A 21,980-nucleotide genomic window follows, 5' to 3' on the forward strand; every position below is an offset into this window, starting at 1 on the left:
AGGCTGAAATCCAAAAGAGGGTTTCAGCCTTTTTTACGTTTGGTGGTTTCGCCCCCTTTTTACTCCTCCACAAGGAGGGACATAGCCACCAAGATAACCCTATAAAAGGTAGTTCTACCCCCTGCCCCACCCTCGCTGGGAGGAGAATAGAATATGAGATTACCCCCCCATTGGACTATGAATAATAGAAAATAGAACGCCAAATATATACAGAGGACGTGTGAGAGTAGAACCGTCATCGCTCCCTCTTCATTCGAGGAAGGGCCAAGGATAAAACACTTTCTTCGCTCTTAATGTCAACTTTTTTCGCCTCTTTCACATCCAATACATGCTCCACAAGGTGCAAGAAGAGGCCTTTCTACATCCAAGAACATGCCCTTCAAGGGGCAAGAAGACGCTCTTCTTGAAGCAAGGAAGGCGTCTTCTTCAACGCCTTCTATAATCATCTGATTATATGAAGGTTACAGACTCCATTCTTGATAAAATCATACTCCTTTCTTGAGGGTTATTGATACGACAATTCGTAATACTTTTTTACCATTCCACTAACACCTCCAAAATGTAGTATGCTGCTCCATAATACCTGTAAAGACTATTTGCTTAGCAGCTCGTCTCGTCTTTCTACTCCGCTGAGAACAGCTTTCAAGGAACAAACCTACCTTCTTAACGGCTTTTTCCAATAAAAAACATTAACTTTGCAATAGAATGATTTGCAGCTAACCCAATAGCGTTTGGCTCGTAAATAACAGCAATTAAAAACCAACACACTATTTATAAAAAAGCATGAAACATTTCTTACACATCTTAGCATTAACACTTCTGTGGGTCTCACCACTACGAGTTTGTGCTGACACAGTCACCTTCGATTTCACTACTGACGGAGGACTCAACGCTTTAGGAATCGGAAAGCCTAATCCGAAAAAGGGTACAGACCTATCCGACAAAGGGTATACACTCCAAGATGTAACCTTAACGCAAAAGAAAAACAATGCCTCAACGCCTACACGAATATGGAACTCTAAAGGCAATATAGAGTTACGTTTCTATGCAAATAGTGAGCTTACACTTAGCGTACCAGCAGGGAAACAGATTACAAGTATTATTTTTACTGGTAACTTGAAAAGCACATGTAACAGCGGAGCACTAAATGATTTGTCATGGACAAACAATAATTTAGTGATTAATTCAGTGACTTTTAAAGCATCTGCAACGAATAATATCAAAACGATAACAGTCAATTATTCAGCAACACAACCAACGAAACCTATTGCAAAGGTGAACAGTATAAAAGAACTCAAGACCTTGGCAAGTGGAACAAAAGCTACCCTCACCCTTACCGATGGCAATGAGGGCAGTATGGCACGTGTCCTTTACGTATTCGGAACAGGCAACACACAGGAGGCATACGTACGTGACACGACTGGTGCGGTATGCTTCTATGGTATCAATCCAAACGTACCATTCGTTAGCAATCAGCACTTAGCAGGACAGATTACAGGTGAGTATGTCGTGGAAAATGGTGTTCCATACTTTAAAGCTATCCCTAATGTGACTAACACCTCACTGCTTGTCATTGCAGCACCTGTTACTGAACAAGCTGTCCAGCCAAAGGAGATTGAAGCAAAGAATTATCTTGATAACACTGCTGATTGGGTATGCTTGAAGGACCAGACACTTATCGATGATGCCCTCACCACGCAAGACGGTATTGTCATCAACAACCGCTTTGGTAGTAACGAGAAATACACTGCACCGTATCAAGGCACTATCATTGACCTTGCAGGTATCGTTGTTCCGAATAGTGGAAGGAAGGAAATCAACCCAATCTACCTGAACAACCATCGTCCTGTCACCTTTATTATCGACGAAGAGAAGGCTTTTGTATTGCCTCAAAGCGATATTACAGACGCATCTGTCCGTCTTAAGCGTACGTTCTCAGCAGACCATTGGGACACTTTTGCCGTTCCATTCGACATTGAAGCAAAAGACTTAGCAGGTGTGAAGATAGCAACATTCACCAAGCAGGTAGAAGACAATACTCTGATATTTGATGATAAGCAAACCCAAATAGAAGCAGGTAAGCCCTACCTCATCAAGTGGAACATCGAGAACCCAACCTTTGAAGGAATAACACTCAAAGCGACAACGCCAGAGACAGTAACGTCAAACGATGGACAATACAGTTTCGTGGCTGTTTATAGTCCGAAAACTCTCGCCGTGGATAAGACCGAACGTTATCTCTCTACAGATGAAAGCCTCAACTATCCAGTAAGTGCTAACAACAAGGCCAACCTTCTGAAAGGTTTACATGCCTACTATCGTGTACCAGCAACAGCGACTGTTAAGATTTCATTCTCACCGACACCAAATGCGATTACACGCCCTTATATGCTTACAAATAAGGCGATGAAGGTGTATAACCTCAATGGTCAATACGTGGGTAGTACGCTCACTAACCTACCAAAGGGAGTGTACATCGTGAATGGACATAAACTGATTATCAAATAAGAAGGAACACAACGTTATGAAGAAAACATATAACACACCGATGATTATGAACATTATTGCTAAAAATAAGGAGGATTAAAGATGAAACAGAATATTATCACTTCACTATTGTTGCTCCTTAGCATAACAGCTACAGCACAAAATAAGAAACAAACTATCACGATTACTACCAAACTGGGCGAGGTGCATACCTACGTCATGGGTGAAACGATAGATAGTACACGTGTGATTGAGGGCGTGGGGATAAAGGTCTACCCTAAGGGAAAGACTGTTTCAGAGGATTTCCTCTTCTCTCAGATAGAATACACCATCACTGAAAACGTCACACCTACCCCCGAGCCAACAGGCAACAATGCCAATCGTAACACTGCCGATGACCTAAAAAAGAACCGTGAAGGTTGGCGATTGGAGTTTCCTCGCTTCTATCAAGGAACCAACAAGACGTATGAAGTGACGCATTACACTACTGAGGCGAACCTTGGAGAACTGCGTAACTACTCTATCGAATGGGACGCTAAACTCAAAGCAAACCGTTGGACCTGCTATGAACTGTATGATGTTCTCTTGAAGAAGAACGTAAAGAGACAAGATGACTTCCGACAAGATCCAGAGATACCAGCAAATGAACAAACGTCGCCTGACGATTACAGAGGGAGTGGCTTTAGCCGTGGACACCTCTGCCCATCTGGGGATAGGCTCTATTCTGCCGCTCAGAACAAGCAAACCTTCTATCTAACGAATATGCAACCACAGATACAAGGGCACAATGGTGGCGTATGGGGGAAGCTTGAAGAGAAGGTACGCGATTGGGCTGGACGATGTGATACACTCTATATCGTGAAGGCTGCTACTATTGATAAGGACGAGTATATCTGTAATCAAACCGATTTGGAAGAGATGGCACAGAAGGAAAAACCCCACAAGTCACTTCATTTCAATGGTATCGTACCAAAGTTCTTCTATATGGCACTGCTTGCTTACGACAAGAAAACCAACACCTATCGTGCTCTCGGTATCTGGTCGCCTCATTACAATAACAGTAAAAGCGAGTATATCACCATACAGGAGCTACAGAACCGTACTGGTATAGACTTCTTCTGTAACCTTAGTGACGATATAGAGCAGGCTGTAGAGACAACCATCGACCAAACGTACTGGGGATACTAACATCTTTAGACGTTAGTGTGTGACGTATAAAAACATGAAATAAAAGTTGCTGTCACTCCTGTCATACCCTTACCTCTCATATACCCTTAGCCAACAACGAGTTATGAGAAGTGTTAAAAATGACAGCAAACGAAACTAAAACTAAAATAGGTTATTGAGATAGAGATTCTATATCAATAACCTATTCTATTTTAAGGAATATTCTTTTCGTCGCTTAACGCTCAGAATGAGTAAAGAACAGACGCTTACAACAAACGTTCTATCTCCTCATCAAGATTCTTAATCTGTGATGGGTTCTTCACAATATTATTACCTCTATCAATGAGATAGATGATTGGAACCGTCTGTGCTGGAGCCGTATAAGCCTGACTAATACCCGTATCATCGTAGACATTAATCCACGGCAGGTTAGCAACCTGCTCTTTCCAGAAGTGCGCATTATCATCCAGAGAGACCATGTAAATCTCCAATCCACGGTCATGATACTTGTTATATAGGTCGCGCAAGTGCATTATATACTCTGTAGAACCCTTCGCTGCAAACACATGGAAGTCGAGTAAGACCACCTTACCCTTCAAGTCAGTTAGATGACGTTCGACACCTTTATTATCACGTAACGGCAGGTCGACAACACCAAGTTCCTTGGCTTCTATCTCCACAGGCTTATTCTGCGCTTTAACAATACGCTCGTCTTTCATGCCTTTAATGGTGATATTGTGGAGATTTTGCGTACGTTTAGACCCAGGATAATAGGTATCCCAGCTTGTAGCCACAGCTCCAAAGACCTTGTTATCAGCTGCATCTCGTGACGGATCGAATATCAGATGAGCCTGATTACCTATGACTATATATTGGAAAAGAGCAAAGTAACTATAAGCACGCATAGGCTCCTTAAAGATATAATTACGTGATACATCTTGCTTATAGTCGTTCATTAACACAGTAATGATGGAGTCTGCAATATCAGGACGCTCTGCAAGAATAGACTGACAACGTGCTTGTAGGTCAATCTGCTTCAATGCTAACTCCTTTATCTTCTCGTTTTCAGACGAGCCTTTCACCGTGTAGTCGGTAGCCATCTGCGGATAAGTAGCCTTGACATCGACTGTCTCTGTAGAGTCAATACCTATGTTGATAATCTGTCCAGCTATACGAAGACGATAGAACTCAGGGTTGTCCACCTTATCACCAGAGAAGGAGAAACTCCCCTTTTCATCGAGTTTTACTGAGTCAACAGTACTGAATCCATCGAGTCCGTTGTGTTCGAAATAGAGCAAAGAGTCCTTGGCATTTGCAATAGAACCCGTCACATGGAACTTTTCTCCCGCACAACTTGCCAGCGCAGCAAGTCCAACAATAGCAAAACCTGCCGCTAAAATGTTTCCGATATTATGCTTCATCCTTTAATAGATATTACGTTTTTACTTTATGTTTCGTGCAAAGGTAACGCAAAATGATAAGACTGCAAAGCAAATACCATCAAATATTATCAAATAGGGACACATTAAGACTGGGCTAATTAGATAGTGGACTAAAAGGGAGAGAAGGACTAACAAGACAATAAGAAGCTATAATCAACGCAATAATAGACTATTTTATATATAACAAAACACTTCCCCTATTGGTAGAGAATCAAGTCACCAATAGGGGAAGAGGATTGATACTATTTTCTAAAAGTATGGAACAACCATCTTATTTCGCCTTCAAAATTAGACGAAGACTTTGCTTATAATTAATGTAATTCCAAATCCAATTCAGCAAGATAAACGTCTTGTTCTTTACACCAAGGATAGAACGAAGATGGACGATGAGCCATAATACCCAAGCAGGGAAACCACCAAATTTCTTTCCAGCTATCTCAGCAACAGCGTGATTACGTCCGATTGTTGCCATCACACCAAGGTTCTTATATTTGAAAGGCTTTGGTTCTTCTCCTTTAGCGATTGCTTTGAGGTTCTTTGCAACCGTCTTTGCTTGTTGCATCGCTACTTGTGCTAACTGCGGATGACCAAGAGGATACTCCTCATCACCCTCTATCAAAGAGATGTCACCTATCGCATAAACATCTTTCAGACCTTTCACACGACAAAAGCGATCGGTAAGAAGTCGCCCAGCATGGCCGATACTCTCAGCAGGAAAGCCTGCTATCTTATTCGCACAGATACCACTCACCCAAATAACGGTCTGTGTAGGTATCTCCAGTCCAGCACTGGTCTTGAGAATACCATCCTTATACTCCGTAGCAAACTGTGGTTGACGAATATGTACATGCAACTCTTTTAGGTCGGCTTCAGCCCGTTTAGACGACATTGGATCCATAGCAGAAAGAAGTCGATCACTTGCATTCACAAGATAAATATGCATCTGTGACGAGTCAAGGTCGGGATAGTCACGAGCTATAATATTCTTCTTCATCTCGGCTACCGCACCTGCAATCTCTACACCAGAAGCACCACCACCAACGACAACAATATTCATCAAGGCTTGTTTTCGTGTAGGGTCCTCTTCAGTCAAAGCCTTTTCAAGGTTACGGAGTATGGTATTACGGAGTCGCATAGCCTCACTTACCGATTTCATCGGGAGTGTAGTTGCTTGGATATCCTTGTTCCCAAAGAAGTTTGTAGTAGCCCCAGCAGCTATGACAAGATAGTCATATTCTATCTCTCCGACAGTCGTTAGAATGGTCTTTTTTGCCGTATCCACCGATTCTACCTCAGCCATTCGAAAGAAGAAGTCCTTGTGTCCTTGGAAAAGACGGCGGAACGGAAAGGAGATACTACTTGGTTCAAGACCACCAGATGCCACTTGATAGATCAAAGGTGGGAACTGATGATAATTATTCTTATCAACCAGTACAACCTGATAATCGCCGTCTACTAACTTAAAAGCTAAGTCTAAGCCTCCTAATCCACCACCAACAATGACGACTCTCTTCTTGTCTGTGCGTTCAATATTTGCTTTCATTACTTTGCTATCCTTATGTTTATTATCCTTTATTATATCTTTATCTACCTAAATTCTATAGAAATAACTATGCCAAAAAAACCTCATTAATCCTTTATGAAATCTATTCCTTATATATAGACCAACTTTGTTAGTCGTTCTTCAGGGAACAATTCGCATGCAACCTGTTGTACATCCTCAGCCGTAATAGCGTCTATATCACGATAAAGTGCTGTGATATCTTTCTTCCACCCATAGTGTAGAAAACCCTTACCAAAGTCTAATGCAAGGTTTTCTCGGTTGTCACAAGCAATACCAATCTGCCCTTTTAACTGCTGTTTAGCTATGGACAACTCCTCATCTGACAATGGAACCGACATGAAACGGTCGAGTTCTGCACGAACAAGGCGCATACACTCGGCTCTATCATCAGCATCACAACCAAAGTAAACACTCCACAGACCCGTCTGGGAATAGCTTACCATTGTGCTTTCTACCGTATAAACGAGTCCTCGTCGCTCACGAAGTGCAAGGTTCAAACGGGCACTCATGCCCGGTCCTCCTAATATATTATTCAGTAGATAGAGTGCCATTCTCCGCTTGTCATGTATGCTATAAGCTCTATTTCCTATCATTACATGCGCTTGATGGGTATGTTTGTCTATCTCCACCACCTGTGGCTGATATTCGCTTAACGGTGGAAGAGATGATTCTACAGGCTTTTCTACCTCCTCTATCACCTTCACCTTCGCTCCATTCTCCTTCTCTAAAAGTCGAAGTAAATACTCGAAATCAACGTCACCATACGCAAAAAACACCGAATTCATCGGCAAGTAATACTGCTTAGTGAAGCGTAACGCATCGTCAGTAGTAAACCTTCGCACACGCTCAGACGTTCCGAGAATACTATGTCCTAATGGATGACCACGGAAGATAAGGTTTTCAAACTCGTCATAAATCAACTCAGCCGGACTATCATTATACGATTCTATCTCATCACAGATAACCTCTACCTCTTTATTAATCTCCTTTTGAGGATAAACACTATGGAAGACAATATCTGTCAGAAGGTCTATCGCACGAGGAAGATGGTCCTTCAGAATAGCAGAATAATAAACCGTATCGGTCTTGGTCGTAAAGGCATTGAGGTCGCCCCCTACTTGTTCAAGACATTGGATAACATCTATTGCCGTACGACGGGTAGTACCCTTGAAGGTTACATGCTCACAGAAATGAGCTATCCCCTCCTCTCCTGGCAGTTCATTAGCTGTCCCAGCGCTGAGTTGATAACCGCAATAAACCACCGGAGAAGCCGTTGGAAGGGCTATGATACGCAGTCCGTTATCCAAGACTGCAGTCTGATATCTTGTCATAAGGTGCAAAATTAAGAAAAAAGAATGAAAACTAATAGACTTTAATCGACAAAGAAAAAAGAACTTAATTCATTTTGTGTTACGCCTAAATTTCAGTATATTTGCACAACTAAAACGAGACACAACATAATTCACAATAAAATGCGGAAAGTTATAGGTATAGGTGAAACCGTCTTAGACATCATCTTTAAGGAAAACAAACCAGTTGAGGCAGTTCCTGGAGGGTCTATCTTTAATGCCATCACATCGTTAGGACGTTGTGGCATCAATACTTCGTTCATATCAGAAGCAGGCAATGACCATGTTGGGAAATACATCGTTGATTTCTTGAAAGACAATGGCGTGAATGCTGATAACGTCACTACCTTCCCCGATTCTAAGTCGCCTGTATCACTGGCATTCCTCAATGATAAGAATGATGCTGACTATATCTTTTATAAGGAACATCCACATCACTTGTTAGACTTCACCTATCCGGAGATAAAACCCGATGATATCGTGATTTTTGGTTCGTTTTATGCTGTCAATCCAATGATTCGCCCGCAGGTTCTCGGCCTACTCGACTATGCTCGCTCACATGGAGCTATCATCTATTATGATGTGAACTTCCGTCCAGCACATAAGGATGAGGTAATCAGGGTTACGCCTAATCTCATCGAGAACCTCGACTATGCCGATATTGTTCGTGGTAGTCATGAGGACTTTGCGACACTTTACAAGAAAGAAGATGCCGATAAGGTGTATAATGCCGAGATATCCTTCTATTGCAAACAATTCATCTACACACAAGGAAGCCAGCCTGTAGAGGTGCGTAGCGGTAGGACATTAAAGAAGTCTTACCCTGTCCTCGACACAAATGTGATCAGTACTATTGGGGCTGGTGACAACTTTAATGCAGGCTTCATCTTTGGTATGTTGAAGCATAACATTACCCGTACTGACCTCGAACAAGGACTGACGGAGGAGCAGTGGGACAAACTTATCAACTATGCTCTGATGTTTTCAGCAGACTGCTGCAAGGACATTTTCAATTATGTAAGCAAGGAATTTGGTGAGAAGATGAAGGAGGAGGCTTTATAAATAAGCCGTATTAGCCTAATAAGACTTATTGGCCTAATAAGCACAATTGGCCTAATAAGCCCAATAAGCTAACTAAAAGGAACTACATAAAATCAAAAATATAATGATAGAAATTGCCAATAAAGTTTATTACGTAGGAGTTAACGACCGCAACAAGAATCTCTTCGAGGGATTATGGCCACTGCCCTATGGTGTTAGCTACAATTCTTATCTTATCGATGACGAGAAGGTTTGCCTTATTGACACAGTTGAGGTAGATTTCTTTGTACAGTTTATAGAGAGACTTCGTGAGGTGTTGGGCGACCGACAGATAGACTACTTAGTCATCAACCACATGGAACCTGACCACTCTGGATCACTTGCTTTACTGCGTAAGTATTACCCTAACATTCAAGTTATCGGTAATAAGAAGACCTTCGATATGATGTCTGGATTCTATGGAATCAAGGACAATACGATTGAAGTAAAGAATGGTGAAGAGCTTAACTTAGGTAATCATACCCTTCAGTTCTACATGACTCCAATGGTACACTGGCCTGAAACAATGATGACTCATTGTAAGGGTGAGGTCAGCTACCTATTCACTGGCGATGCTTTCGGCTGTTTTGGTGCATTAAACGGCGGTCTCATCGATAAGGACATAGACACTGACTGGTGCTGGTTGGAGATGGTTCGCTACTATTCTAACATTGTTGGAAAGTACGGAACACCTGTTCAGAACGCATTGAAAAAGCTTGCTGGTATCCATTTCGACTATATTTGTTCTACTCACGGACCAGTATGGCATCAATATGTTGATAAGGTTGTCGCATTGTATGACCGTATGTCTAAATATGAGACAGACCCAGGTTTGGTTATTTGCTACGGTACGATGTATGGTAACACAGAACGTATGGCAGAACAGATAGCCCGCTCAGCGTCTCTTGCTGGTGTGAAGAATATCCGTTTGTACAACGTCTCTAAGACACATCACAGCTATATCCTCCAGGACATCTTCCGCTTCCGTGGCTTGATAGTTGGTGCTCCTACTTATAATGCAGGACTCTATCATGAGATGGATGTACTCTTGCAAGAGGTTGCCAATCGCGACATCAAGAACCACCTTATCGGTTGGTTTGGTTCTTACTCATGGGCTTCAAAGGCTGTTGCAGCCATTGGCGAATGGAACGAGAACCATCTCCACTTTGAGAAGGTAGGCGAACCTGTTGAGATGAAGCAAGCACTCACACCAGAGATTAAGGAAGAGTGCAACCGCTTAGGCCGTGAGATGGCAGCTAAATTATTAGCTGAATAAAAGGGTCTAAGATGATTAGAACGAACAAAGATAGCACACTGTCACAGGTTATTACGGCTTTACGATTCCCACTAATCGTATTAGTATTGTTCGTTCATTCTAATTTCAAAGGTGTATCATTTGCTTGGGACAATGCTTTAAAAGCATCTTTTTCACCCCCAATCGGTAATATCAACCTGTCATTAGGAACATTCATCGACTTTATATCGGGTTCGCTTGCTCCATTAGCGAACCCGTTTTTCTTTTTCATTAGTGGCCTGTTGTTTTTTCATTGTAGACAGTTTACACGAAAGGTGTATATCAACAAGATCCGTCATAGGCTGCAATCGTTGCTCATACCTTATATATTATGGAACTTATTGTTCCTCCTAATCATCGCCATTGGTAGTTCTTTACGCCCAGGATGGACTGCTATTATTGATAAGCCGCTATCTAATTTCACCATTAAAGATTATCTTTTAATCTTCTGGGACACAAGTCTGATTGGCCAGAAAGGTGGTCTTGCTACCCCTATAGACATTCCTTTATGGTTCGTTCGCAACCTTATGGTATTGTCACTTGCCTCCCCATTCATTTATACAACTATCCATCTCCTTTCTCGATGGCACAAAAAATTAGCATTATGTATGCTTCTAATATTTCTATATGCTGTCCATTATTTACCTGATCAATGGGAAGGATGGGGACAGAGTCTATTATTCTTTAGTCTTGGAGCAACCTTTACCATTCTGAAATGGGATATAACAAAGCTGTTTAAACCCTACGGAATATATGGAATCATCGGTGCCTGTCTCTTCTATTGGGCACAACTTGCTAACCTCATGTATGCTGCCTTAATCGTTACTATAATCTCTCTGACAACATACATCATTGAGCGTAGACAGCAACAAGGGCTTACTTCTAAATTAATTCCTAATATATTAACGGATTCATCGTTCTTTATCTATGCGGCACACACACTTCCTCAAGGTATTATTTTGTGGTCTCTCAAATTGGAATGGTTACCTATCACTGGAGCTACAAGTGTACTGATTGTTTATTTCTTTTCCCCCGTTATCCTCACAACTGTTTGCCTTCTATCTTTCATATCACTTAGACGTATATCTCCTATCTCACTCTACTTCTTAACAGGAGGACGACAATAAACCTCAGAAAAGGTTATAAATAGATCTTTCAAAAGCCCTAATTTTGTTTTAAATATAGTTGTTGCCACTTCGTATATTTAAGCTAACTTATCGATTACTAAGGATTTATATATAAGGAGAACGTAACAGTAATGATTGCCAAATAAAACCTATTCTTCAACAACCAATACTTATTTAATTCTTCCCTTACTATTTTCTTTAACCTCACCTCATTTTCCTTTCAATTATATGAAGCTTTCATACCAAATGTATCTAAGCTGCATACACCTACTCAAAAGTACTTCGCACATCACAGAAGATCCTCTCGTAATAATGAGAAAAGGCACCGAAGAACTATAAGATATACTGTATTCAATTATTTTTTGTATCTTTGTACACAAATAAAAATAGGAATAAGATGAATATAGCAGTATTTTGTTCCGCAAACAATAACATTGATTCCAACTACTTCCGTGCTGCGGAAGAGTTGGGACGATGGATTGGAGAGAACGGACATACCCTCGTTTACGGAGGTGCCAATAGTGGACTGATGGAGTGTATAGGAAAGGCTGTACACAAAGCTGGCGGTCGCACTATCGGTGTTATCCCTCGTATCTTGGAAGAAGGACGTAGGGTAAGCGATTACGTAGATGTTGAGATTCCTTGTGAAGACCTCACCGATCGCAAAGCACTCATCATGGAACGCTCAGATGAGTTCTATGCACTGCCTGGAGGAATAGGGACTATTGACGAGATTTTTACCGTTGCAGCCTCTGCTTCTATTGGTTATCATCATAAGAAGGTTACCTTAATTAATGTGGAGGGGTTCTGGGACAGTCTTATAGCCCTACTCGATGACCTTCTAAAGAAAGACATGTTACGAGGCTCTCTCAGCGACTACATTGAGGTAAAGACTATTGACGACCTAAAGAAATGATTATTTTCTAAGCAATAGTTCGACACCGCTTCAAAACATAAAGACGACAAATAAATAAGGTTCTTCCTTGTTTTAACCTGATAAGCAATGCTCTAATTAGAGGAAGAACTTTATCTTTATTACAAGCCTACTTATCATCGTAGCTGCAGTTAGTACATATCCTCTACATAAACAGCATATTATCAATCCGTTAATCAGTCATCGTGAAGGGCAGGATTAGTAGTAAACCTAATCTATAAAAATCGTCTATCGTATATAAGCATCTTATATTCTTAGGAGGAAAAGCATATCTAACACCTTATTATATATCGTTTTTACCGCTTAAGATAACAAGAGTTACCCTCCCTAATCTTCGTTATTCTCTTTCTAATCTACAAGCTGCTTACGTAAAGACAACAGTGTCTTTCAAGCCATTAGACGAAACATAAATAAACAAAAGACGTATTGATTTCATATTATTCAACATAAAATGAGTAGGTTTACAATACCTTATAAATATTTTACACAGCTCAAACACTATATAAGAAGTCCCTATAAAAAAAATGATGTAAATTTGCACACGAGGTTAGTCTACCATAGATACAAATGTCATGACACCTTACTTTTATTCGTAAGTTCCGATGTATCTATCCGACAGGACCACCTCTAAACTATTTTCTCAACATTGAGTAGGATACAACTACTCCTAATTCAGACAACATGAAAACAACAGGATTAATACTTTGCGGACTGTACTTAAGTCTTTCCAAGCTTTCTGCACAAGTGACACAGCATGCCATTCCACCATTGGCAGGCTGGAATTACTACGGAGGAGACGAGTTTAATGGTAATAAGATAGATGAGACTCGATGGGGAATATACGGAGACTCGAAATATAACTATAAGTTCGATGATTATGGTAACACTTACGACCAAGCAAGCGTACAGTATTATCGTGACCAAATGGTTAAGGTGAGAGATGGTGTTGTCTATATCACAGCCTCACGAGAGCCTATCACTACTGGACGACGTCGCGACTATAAGCACGACCCAGCAGGTACCGATTATAGCGTAAAGACACAACCTCCCTTCAAACCCAAGCATGAGTTTGGGAAATATGGTTGGTGGTCAGGAGCACTCTCCAGCCGTAATGCCAACGGAGCAGACCTAAAGTCAGGGGTCGGATTAGACAAAGGTACCTATTACCCTCTGTACTCTCGCATAGAGATAAAAGCTAAGATTCCATACGTCTTCGGCACATGGATGGCGCTATGGCTTCGTCATTGTAATGGTGCAAGTACCTTTGAAATAGACTTACAAGAGTTCTTTGTCAATGAAGACCGAAAAGATGCAATGAAGGAGAAAGGCTTCTATCTGCATCAGACAACGCATGGCATGGACTATAATGCTGGTTGGAACAATGGGATGCCTAAGTCTACTTATAACCACAACGACTATGGAGACCGTGTAAGAGAGATTGATTTCGACCCAGGTAAGGACTTCCATGTATATGGAGCACAAATAGATCCTGAGCCAGGCGACCCTCTGAACTTAGCTGTGACCTTCCTCTTAGATGGCAGGGTACGCTCGGTATTCCGTACAAAGGACGATAGATACAAGAGAAAAGACCCTCGCTATCCCTACCAGTACAATGCCCTTTTAGCGCAGAACCTATCTAAGTATGGGGAAGACCGTGTCTGGGACGTTGCTATAACAGGCCAAGTTGGAGGAAAGGCCTATAAGGCTGGGACTACGATAACACCTAACATGTATCCTTACAAAGGCTTTTCTGGTACGCTCTACCCCGAACTCAATCCTCAGTACGGAGGTGATATTAACAAGGTACCAAAGGCGTTTGTGACAGAAATCGATTGGCTTCGTGTGTTCAAGCGAGCTAATGAACTGCTTTGGATTGGTACTGTTCCGGTACATAGAGAGAACCAGAAGATCAGTGTAGACATTGCTAAGGACAAGTTCAAAAAACTTAATACAGGCGACCAATTGGTGATGGACCTTGAGGTTTGTGACCCTACACAGAAAGCGAGTCTCGACCTCTATAATAGAAAAGGTGAACCTATCACTACGCTAAAACCTGAACTCTCAAAGAACGATGCACAGATGACTTTCGTTGTATCAGAGGCACTTAGCAAGCAACTAAAGGGTGAAGGGTGTATCTTAAAAGGTGAGAATATCCGCTTGTACACCGTTTGTCGTTCTTCTAAGGACGCCACGTTATGGAATGGTTTTAAGGAGATTCAGTGGGGCGAGACGCTCATTCCTGCCGAACAATTTGCAGGTATAGGAGAAGGGCAAAAGCTTGAAATTGTGGTGAGAGACGTTAAACCGAACGCAAAAGTTTACTTACGACAGAATACAAAGGTTGAAGGTCAACCCAACAGACCTAAGCTCTCGTTCTCAGAACAATATGGAAATATTGTAAACCTGACAGAGGGAAAGGACGAGAAGACTTATATCGTTGAACTTGAACCAAGTACTATCAAAGAGTTAAAGCAGTATGGTTTAGCCATAACAGGACAGGGCTACTACTTACGTAGCGTCAATGTCGTTGGGAAAAGTGCGAGTAATATCAACACATCTGTGGATAAGATAGCGATAAATCAACGACCCAAAGGTGCTGTCTACACTATCAATGGCTTCAAAGTAAGGGATGCTAACGACAATAGCAAACTGAGTCCTGGTATCTATATCATTGATGGTAAGAAGGTTCTAATCAAATAGAATATTCACAAGTAGCCAAGGGCTTTACAAAAGTAGACGCTTTACTGCCACAAAGATATGCAAAAGTTTCAGTAGTCATACTTGGTAACAAAAGTTACTGACATATCCATCTAACAGAAGAGGATTGCCTCAATCGACACGATTGAAACAATCCTCTTTTTCGTATTCAGGTAGCTTACCAAGGATTCTTACCTTTGTTTTATATCGTGCGAACGCCTTGTACACATACTATCAAGCCTAAAGACCAATCGTGTAGGACATCGATACGAAAACAGAACGGCATTTTTAGTTAGTAAAGCACCCATTTGAAAGCTCTTCACCAAGACTCTTCTACTTACCCATTATCTTCTTTCCGTTATGGATATAAACCCCTTTCACGGGCTTATCTACCTTGATACCAGACACAGTATAGTAACCTGTACGTACGTTATCAGTTACATTAGTAATCCCATCAGTAACAGGGACTAATGGCAACGATGCTTGTAAAGTCTTTGCAACAGTAGCAGGAAAAGACAAGTAAGCCTCACCCACTGGGACAGCCTCATCCTTTGCCTCAACGAAAGACTCACCTTGAAGAACATAGTTCTTTACCTCTGTCTCACTACTATCAGCCTTATTTCCATGCTCAACAACTACCATTGTCCAATACGCAAGCGATGGTAATGTGAAGGAGACCTTACCCTCACGTTGAGAGAAGACAACCTCTTGTGGTGCACCACCTAAGTAGTCAGGACTTGCTACCCATATACGTGACACCGAAGTAGCATCGTCAAGAACAATTTTCTTGTTCTTCAAGACATTAGGCTCAGGCATCGTCTCCTTCAAATCACGTATATTAAAGTTGTCTCTTGACACGTTACTGTAATTAAGTAACTGTATCATCGTCACGTCACCCTTTGTTGTACTGTACGTATTCACACTGTACGGCTTTGGTCCTATCGTCTGATTAGCAGCTTCAGCAACACCTGGATTAGGATTAGACAGGTCCCATGCAGCCACGTTAACGCCGTCCATTGTCATATTAACAGAGGTTTCAACGTTCCCATCTCGTAAGTAGTTCTCATAAGCAACAAGGAAGTCATAATAGTGAACGATAGACTTCTGCAGTTTTTCCGACATTTTTCGGGCATTATCAGGGAAGTATTCTGTGAACAACATGTGGTCACCACTCAACTCTATACGTGAACCTCCAAGTGCGAAGATAGTAGCATTACCAAACAACGCACTGCTTGTATGGAACTGACCACCATTTCCATTGCGACAGTGTAGATAAGCTGCAAAGACTGTATTAAAAGTATTCTTACCATTATTACGACGGTTGTCCTGTATTATCTTACGGTAGTTCCACAGATAATCGTCGTCATCCCACATCTCATTATAGCCGAATTCAACGTTACCAGTACCAACAATCTTTGCGCCACCGAAGGTTGAGACCGCATTCATCACAAGATACTTATTATGATTATCATCCTTCATACGATTGATGAAATTGGCAAAGTAGTCTTCAAAGTCATGTGTGTCACGGCGGTCACCGTCAGTATAAACCTTCTTTCCGTTCACTTTCTTACTCTTCAAGTTGACATAGTAGGCTTCACGCTGATGGCCTAACTGGTCGATATGATACCCATCAAAGCGAAGGTTCTGATAGACCTTATTGATAGAACCAGAAAGATAGTTAACCCATTGCGGATTACCCGGATTCATCACATAAATGCTGGGCCAAGCGCCAAGAGGGTACTGCACCTGACGAAGGTCATAGCCGCCTCCTTTCTTTTCATGCAAGTCTATCCAACCCCAATCACTACTAATACCGTCATGACCATCAAAGTTATCAACAGTTTCAGGCTTTCCATCGATCATTCTACCAGTCACACCATACACCAAGTCATAGAACATACACTTACTTCCTACACCATGCAACTGATTAATATAGTTCTCGATTGACGACTTATAGACATTACGCAAACCAATATCTTTCCACTTTGTAGAGTCTTGAGGGAATGGTATATGATGCTTCCACTGCCAGTCATAGAACTGAATACCCGTCATGTGATAGCGATTAAGCATATCTACTTCCTTCTTAACCTGCTCTGGCGTCTTATCAGAACCATAGTGAGAGACGAAACCATAACGTGGGAAACGACCCCATTCGGTAGACACATCTATTCCTATTGTCGCAAGTGTCTGCTCTGATGTACCATTATCTACATAAAGCTCAGCCATATATCCTGTGAAATTCTGTGCTGGCACTTTCCATTCCCAACGCTGTTTTCCACCGATTTCATCGGTCTTTATGACAGTATTACCATGTAGATAACGCACCTTTGCATTGTCTGGGAGAAGATACTTCGATGTAAACGTAACTATTGTTTCAGGCTCATAACGCACCTTGTCAGTCGTCAGTTCTACAGGAGCATAGTGTGAGGTCATATCCTCTCTCACCTTTGAAGCAATCGCCTCAACGGTAGTCCCTGTTGAAACACGTAGTGCGTTATCAGCATACTGAGGGGCACTATCAGCCAATCGAAGCTGATAGATGATATTAGGTGTAGCCTCAAGGACAAGTCCCGTACCAGCACTTGCTGTCGTAACAGCCGTCAAAGCTACCGAACTCTGCCCACTATTTCCCTTTGCAATATATGCTTTTAGCCCCGTAGCTGCACTGAAATCAACATCGAAAGGACGTGAGAAGGTAGCATACTTACTGTTCTGCTGATAAGGGAAACTATCCTTTACCTTGTCAGAGACATAGGCTATTCCTTGCAAGACAGGCAATGCTGATGGTTTTACATAGAACCCAAAATCATTGGAAACATCGACAAAAGTGTTCTGACCAAGGCTTGGACAACTACTACCTAAGTAATATACAGCAGACAAATGACAGCATCCATTGAAGGTTCTGTCACCGATGTTCGTAAGAGAGGATGGTAGAACAACCGACTCAAGGGCTGAACACGTATAGAAAGCCCCCGTCCCTAATGTTGTTACAGACAGAGGAATTTGCACCGTCTTCAGGCTCTTACAACCCTCAAAAGACCATTCGCCAATTTCCTTTATGCTCTCAGGAAGTTCTAAGGAAGCCAATCCACTATTCTTAAAAGCATGGTCCTTTATATACTGAATACCTTTGTTAAACTCTACGTTTGTTAGTTGGTGACAATCTTGAAAAGCCTCTCCACCAATCTCCTTCACGCTTTCAGGTAATACAAGACGTGTCAAGGCAGTACCTGCAAAAGACCGATAACCAATCTTTTGTAATGTCCCCGATAAAGTTACAGAAGTCAGACTCGTACAATCAGTGTACTCAAAGCCTTGCATCTCGACGACACGTGAGGCATCCATCACACGTTGTAAACCTTTACAACTATTAAAGGCACTGTAGCCAATAGTGCTTACCGAACTTGGTATTGTCACAGCTGTAATAGCATTGTTACGCTCAAAAGCATTATGCGCAATGGCTGTAACGGAATAAACCTTTTTGTTATTGCGAACTACAGAAGGGATAATGACCTCTCCACTCGCACTCTTTCCATCTACTAAAGTCACTGATTTGTCCGAGCTTGTAGTGTATTTAAGATTGTCATACACGAAGTCGTCTGCAAAAGAGAACACAGATGCCGACAATGCGACACACAGAATAAGCAATCGTTTTAATCTCATGGTTTTAATTCTTATTGGTTTTCTAAATAGGCCTATACGGCTCCTTTCATGCTTGATGGTAAAGTAGAAAGGCATCACCACAGTCTGACTTCTTTCAAGCCAAGCCTTAGCAATGCCTTCATTATAAACGATATTAATAATTATTCATCCCAAAGAGAGTGCTTACCAATACTGATATCACCATTAGAGGTAACTCTCAACGCATCATCAGTCTCATCCTCATCAGAATCAAATGTGTTCTTCTTTGACAATGCAGACCCTGGATCAGCAGGTGTATCATCAAAAGATAAGTCCAATAAATGCTGCTCTATCTTCACTGTGATTTGCTCTGTTGTAGGAGCTATATAGTTATGTTTCATCGTATAATAACTTTTTTACCGTTCTTAATATATACACCTTTCTCCGTAGGGTTGATTACCTTTACACCAGAAAGCGTATAATAAACATTCTCCTCATCTGCCTTCTTGTTCTCAACGCTGCCGATACCCGTTGTATCATTAGACGTATTACCATCTTCATCGTCAAGACTTAAACCGAAGACTACTGGCTTTGCGCCTTGAACACCTGTCTCGTTGGTTTCATGAACATAAGCTCTACCACAGTAGATGGTCTTTGCGTCCTGAGTTAAGTGCAACTTATAATCAGACTGTAGTGTCCAGTTACTCTTACCGTCTGTCTCTGTCTGATAAAGAAGAGTATCTTCGCGAACTGGCATTACCTTGTTATCAGCGAGCTTAGCAACAGCTGACTCTGCGATACGGTAGGTGTAAGTAGTACCAGGTGTACCAGCAAGGATAACACCTTCGTTGGCTGCGATTGAAGTAGACTTTGTCATCTTCAATATCTTCTGAACCTTTGTAGGCTGCGTAACCTTGTATGTGCTCTTACCTACGTAAGCTTCCATAGCATCACGACCATTAGCAGCAACGAAGTCTACAGGGAAGTCGTGGGTGAAAGTAGCATACTTTGTGTGCAATGTCTGCTCGTAAGTATCCTTCAAGTTGAGTGTATTCCAATCAGCATTTGACTGATAAGCAGACAACTTACTTGCCTTTACATAGACATTCTTTGGTGTGTTATCGAATGCGTTAGTAGCCAATGTTGCAGGCGTTTCAGCCAAGATATTAACGTAATTCAAGTGTGAACAACCATTGAAAGCGTTAGCCTTTATCTCTGTTACAGTAGATGGGAGAGTGATGAAAGGCAGACTTGTACAACCTGCAAACATGCTTTCTGCCACGTATGTCAATGGCTGAGTAGCTGAAGATGTAGCAGGGAACTCTACGTACTTCAAGCTTGTACAGTTCATGAAAGCCTCTTTACCGATAGTCATATCCCCCTTGAGGTGAACACAAGTAAGTCCACTCTCTCGGAAAGCATCAGCACCGAGTGTCTTAACAGAACCCTTGAAGAAGAACTTCTTCAATGCACCAGTAGACCAGAAAGCACCGTCACCGATAGTTTCAACCTTAGTACCATAGTCTACTGTAGCTAAATGATCACAGCTTCGGAAAGCCTGCGCATCAATTGTCTTAAGCTCTGCTGGCAACTTAATAGTAGTCAAAGCAGTACACATATTGAATGCATTTGCACCAATCTTAGTGATGTTATCCCATGCACCTGGCTGTCCAGGAATACCCTTGATAGTTGTTAGTTGGCCACAAGCCCAGAATGTATTTGCAGGAATTTCTGTTACAGCTGCAGGCCATTCAACAGATGTTAAAGGTGTCCCCCAGAACACACCTGTGTCCATCTTCTTGATTCTTGAGAGGTCAACAGACGTCAAAGCAGCACAGTCATAGAAGCAGTTATCGCCTAACTCCTCTACAGATTGAGGAATTTGAGACCATGTGATTTTATCGCAATTCCAGAATGCGCAGCTGTTTAAACGCTTTGGGTTATAACCATTCCAATCAATAGTTGCTAAGTTCTTACAGTTCTTGAAGGTGAAACTTGACACATTGCTTGAAGCGTAACTGCTTGGGAATTTAAAAGAGGTAAATGACTCACAACCTTCAAACACACCACCACCTTCTATAGAATTAGCAGCATCATCGCCTAAGTAAGTTACTGAATTAGGAAGCGTGATAGACGTCAACTTCTTACAGTTTAAGAATGCATGTGAATCAATCTCCTTTAACTGAGAAGTACCATCAGTAGCACCTTCAATTACAAACTCAGTCATGTTCTCACATTGATCAAAACAACGTGATTCAATGTGCTCAACTGTCTTTGGGATTGTAATCTTAGTAATCTGGCTTGTTACATTAGTATCTGCTGCACGGAAAAGGTTAGCACGAAGCATGGTAACCTTATAAGTAGCAGTACCTTGAAGTACTCCATTGTAAGTAACACCGGCTGTAACTGTTTCAGGAATAGTGACTGCTCCTACCTTACGAATGGCGTTATACTGCGCATCAGCCAAAGCTGCATCCTTCTTTGCATCAGTGCTCAAATCAGTCAAAGTTGTCCAACCACAGAACTCAACAGCGTTTTCCTGTGAGGAAACACTCACGAATTTCTGGATACTAAACAGCATACCATTGTACACAAACAGGTTGTCTCTTCGCTGAGCATCTGTTGGTTGAGAGTCGGCAAAGCATCCTAACGAGATGAATGCAAACAATAATAGTAGTAATTTTCGTTTCATTTTTTTTATTTAATAATTAATTTGGTCCGTATTGTTGATAGTAAACTACACGACTGAAGACCTTGAAACAAGTGGCTATCCTCTCTGATGTCGTCTCGTCTACATCTTTATATATAATGTCGTCTTCCATTCTCTATACGAAATAAAAGTTATTTTTAGTTTCAAACACCAAACAGAAAGACTGGCACAAAGGTAAGAAAATAAACAATTAATAAAACCTTTGGAACAACAAATACAAGTTATTAAAAAGCGTATTGAGCATTATGACAGTCAGTTATAAAGTTCTATCACAACCTATAATACAAACATTGTATAACGATAATAACACTTTATTAAGAAATTGTCAAGCAGACATTAAACTTCTATCTACTAATCATCACACTTTTTAATAAGACTTGTTTTTACCGATGAAATCAGTATTTTTATAACAAAAAGATACCAGTTAAGACTCAAAACAAAAATTTCTTAGTGTAGTATTAACCCTTACAACCGAAAAAGAAAAGACTCTTCTCCGAATTATTTTCAT

General features: G+C 41.3%; 13 protein-coding genes. 7 read left to right on the plus strand and 6 right to left on the minus strand.

Going from position 1 to position 21,980, the window contains the following annotated elements:
• Nucleotides 1–783: 783 nt before the first annotated feature.
• The gene (locus AXF23_RS09130) at nucleotides 784–2,508 is read left to right on the plus strand and encodes a hypothetical protein (RefSeq protein ID WP_107625081.1); all 1,725 of its coding nucleotides are present in this window, start codon (nucleotides 784–786) and stop codon (nucleotides 2,506–2,508) included.
• Nucleotides 2,509–2,589: 81 nt separating this feature from the next.
• Nucleotides 2,590–3,675 carry a DNA/RNA non-specific endonuclease gene (locus AXF23_RS09135; RefSeq protein ID WP_107625082.1) on the plus strand — a complete coding sequence of 362 codons (1,086 nt, stop codon included), beginning with the start codon at nucleotides 2,590–2,592 and terminating at the stop codon, nucleotides 3,673–3,675.
• A 245-nt stretch (nucleotides 3,676–3,920) separates the two neighbouring features.
• On the opposite strand, the gene AXF23_RS09140 is transcribed toward AXF23_RS09135, so the two are convergent.
• The 3 genes from AXF23_RS09140 to AXF23_RS09150 form a co-directional block, all read right to left on the minus strand.
• Nucleotides 3,921–5,075, minus strand: coding sequence for a TlpA disulfide reductase family protein (locus AXF23_RS09140; protein ID WP_107625083.1), 1,155 nt, complete (start codon nucleotides 5,073–5,075; stop codon nucleotides 3,921–3,923).
• Between the two features lie 292 nt (nucleotides 5,076–5,367).
• Nucleotides 5,368–6,639 (minus strand): NAD(P)/FAD-dependent oxidoreductase, encoded by a 1,272-nt coding sequence (locus AXF23_RS09145; protein WP_107625084.1) that lies wholly within the window; start codon nucleotides 6,637–6,639, stop codon nucleotides 5,368–5,370.
• A gap of 110 nt (nucleotides 6,640–6,749) precedes the next feature.
• The gene (locus tag AXF23_RS09150) at nucleotides 6,750–7,991 is read right to left on the minus strand and encodes a M16 family metallopeptidase (protein WP_107625085.1); all 1,242 of its coding nucleotides are present in this window, start codon (nucleotides 7,989–7,991) and stop codon (nucleotides 6,750–6,752) included.
• Between the two features lie 141 nt (nucleotides 7,992–8,132).
• Between AXF23_RS09150 and AXF23_RS09155 the strand changes: the two genes are divergently transcribed.
• The 5 genes from AXF23_RS09155 to AXF23_RS09175 all read left to right on the plus strand — a co-directional run bounded on the left by AXF23_RS09155 (nucleotide 8,133) and on the right by AXF23_RS09175 (nucleotide 15,144).
• Complete coding sequence (locus tag AXF23_RS09155) at nucleotides 8,133–9,071, plus strand: carbohydrate kinase family protein (RefSeq protein ID WP_107625086.1); 939 nt, start codon at nucleotides 8,133–8,135, stop codon at nucleotides 9,069–9,071.
• A 103-nt stretch (nucleotides 9,072–9,174) separates the two neighbouring features.
• A complete protein-coding gene (locus AXF23_RS09160) occupies nucleotides 9,175–10,365 on the plus strand; it encodes an FprA family A-type flavoprotein (RefSeq protein WP_107625087.1) in 1,191 nt (396 codons plus the stop codon).
• Nucleotides 10,366–10,376: 11 nt separating this feature from the next.
• Complete coding sequence (locus tag AXF23_RS09165) at nucleotides 10,377–11,510, plus strand: acyltransferase family protein (protein WP_107625088.1); 1,134 nt, start codon at nucleotides 10,377–10,379, stop codon at nucleotides 11,508–11,510.
• Nucleotides 11,511–11,907: 397 nt separating this feature from the next.
• Nucleotides 11,908–12,426 (plus strand): LOG family protein, encoded by a 519-nt coding sequence (locus AXF23_RS09170; RefSeq protein ID WP_107625089.1) that lies wholly within the window; start codon nucleotides 11,908–11,910, stop codon nucleotides 12,424–12,426.
• 699 nt (nucleotides 12,427–13,125) lie between these two features.
• On the plus strand, nucleotides 13,126–15,144 hold the full coding sequence (locus tag AXF23_RS09175; RefSeq protein ID WP_107625090.1) for a glycoside hydrolase family 16 protein: 2,019 nt from the start codon (nucleotides 13,126–13,128) through the stop codon (nucleotides 15,142–15,144).
• Nucleotides 15,145–15,474: 330 nt separating this feature from the next.
• Here AXF23_RS09175 and AXF23_RS09180 read toward each other — a convergent pair whose 3' ends face one another.
• From AXF23_RS09180 to AXF23_RS09190, 3 genes are all read right to left on the minus strand, one after another.
• Complete coding sequence (locus tag AXF23_RS09180; protein ID WP_107625091.1) at nucleotides 15,475–18,804, minus strand: glycoside hydrolase family 66 protein; 3,330 nt, start codon at nucleotides 18,802–18,804, stop codon at nucleotides 15,475–15,477.
• A 140-nt stretch (nucleotides 18,805–18,944) separates the two neighbouring features.
• A complete protein-coding gene (locus AXF23_RS09185) occupies nucleotides 18,945–19,163 on the minus strand; it encodes a hypothetical protein (protein ID WP_107625092.1) in 219 nt (72 codons plus the stop codon).
• A complete protein-coding gene (locus tag AXF23_RS09190) occupies nucleotides 19,160–21,454 on the minus strand; it encodes a leucine-rich repeat domain-containing protein (RefSeq protein ID WP_107625093.1) in 2,295 nt (764 codons plus the stop codon). Before AXF23_RS09190 ends, AXF23_RS09185 begins: the two co-directional genes overlap by 4 nt.
• Between the last annotated feature and the right edge of the window lie 526 nt (nucleotides 21,455–21,980).

The organism is Prevotella sp. oral taxon 313 (assembly GCF_003043935.1).
In the GTDB taxonomy this organism is placed as follows: domain Bacteria; phylum Bacteroidota; class Bacteroidia; order Bacteroidales; family Bacteroidaceae; genus Prevotella; species Prevotella jejuni.

Bases quoted from the DNA above. Each gene is read 5' to 3' on its own strand.
- AXF23_RS09130 (WP_107625081.1), top strand. From the start codon at position 784: ATGAAACATTTCTTACACATCTTAGCATTAACACTTCTGTGGGTCTCA.
- AXF23_RS09135 (WP_107625082.1), top strand. From the start codon at position 2,590: ATGAAACAGAATATTATCACTTCACTATTGTTGCTCCTTAGCATAACA.
- AXF23_RS09140 (WP_107625083.1), bottom strand. From the start codon at position 5,075: ATGAAGCATAATATCGGAAACATTTTAGCGGCAGGTTTTGCTATTGTT.
- AXF23_RS09145 (WP_107625084.1), bottom strand. From the start codon at position 6,639: ATGAAAGCAAATATTGAACGCACAGACAAGAAGAGAGTCGTCATTGTT.
- AXF23_RS09150 (WP_107625085.1), bottom strand. From the start codon at position 7,991: ATGACAAGATATCAGACTGCAGTCTTGGATAACGGACTGCGTATCATA.
- AXF23_RS09155 (WP_107625086.1), top strand. From the start codon at position 8,133: ATGCGGAAAGTTATAGGTATAGGTGAAACCGTCTTAGACATCATCTTT.
- AXF23_RS09160 (WP_107625087.1), top strand. From the start codon at position 9,175: ATGATAGAAATTGCCAATAAAGTTTATTACGTAGGAGTTAACGACCGC.
- AXF23_RS09165 (WP_107625088.1), top strand. From the start codon at position 10,377: ATGATTAGAACGAACAAAGATAGCACACTGTCACAGGTTATTACGGCT.
- AXF23_RS09170 (WP_107625089.1), top strand. From the start codon at position 11,908: ATGAATATAGCAGTATTTTGTTCCGCAAACAATAACATTGATTCCAAC.
- AXF23_RS09175 (WP_107625090.1), top strand. From the start codon at position 13,126: ATGAAAACAACAGGATTAATACTTTGCGGACTGTACTTAAGTCTTTCC.
- AXF23_RS09180 (WP_107625091.1), bottom strand. From the start codon at position 18,804: ATGAGATTAAAACGATTGCTTATTCTGTGTGTCGCATTGTCGGCATCT.
- AXF23_RS09185 (WP_107625092.1), bottom strand. From the start codon at position 19,163: ATGAAACATAACTATATAGCTCCTACAACAGAGCAAATCACAGTGAAG.
- AXF23_RS09190 (WP_107625093.1), bottom strand. From the start codon at position 21,454: ATGAAACGAAAATTACTACTATTATTGTTTGCATTCATCTCGTTAGGA.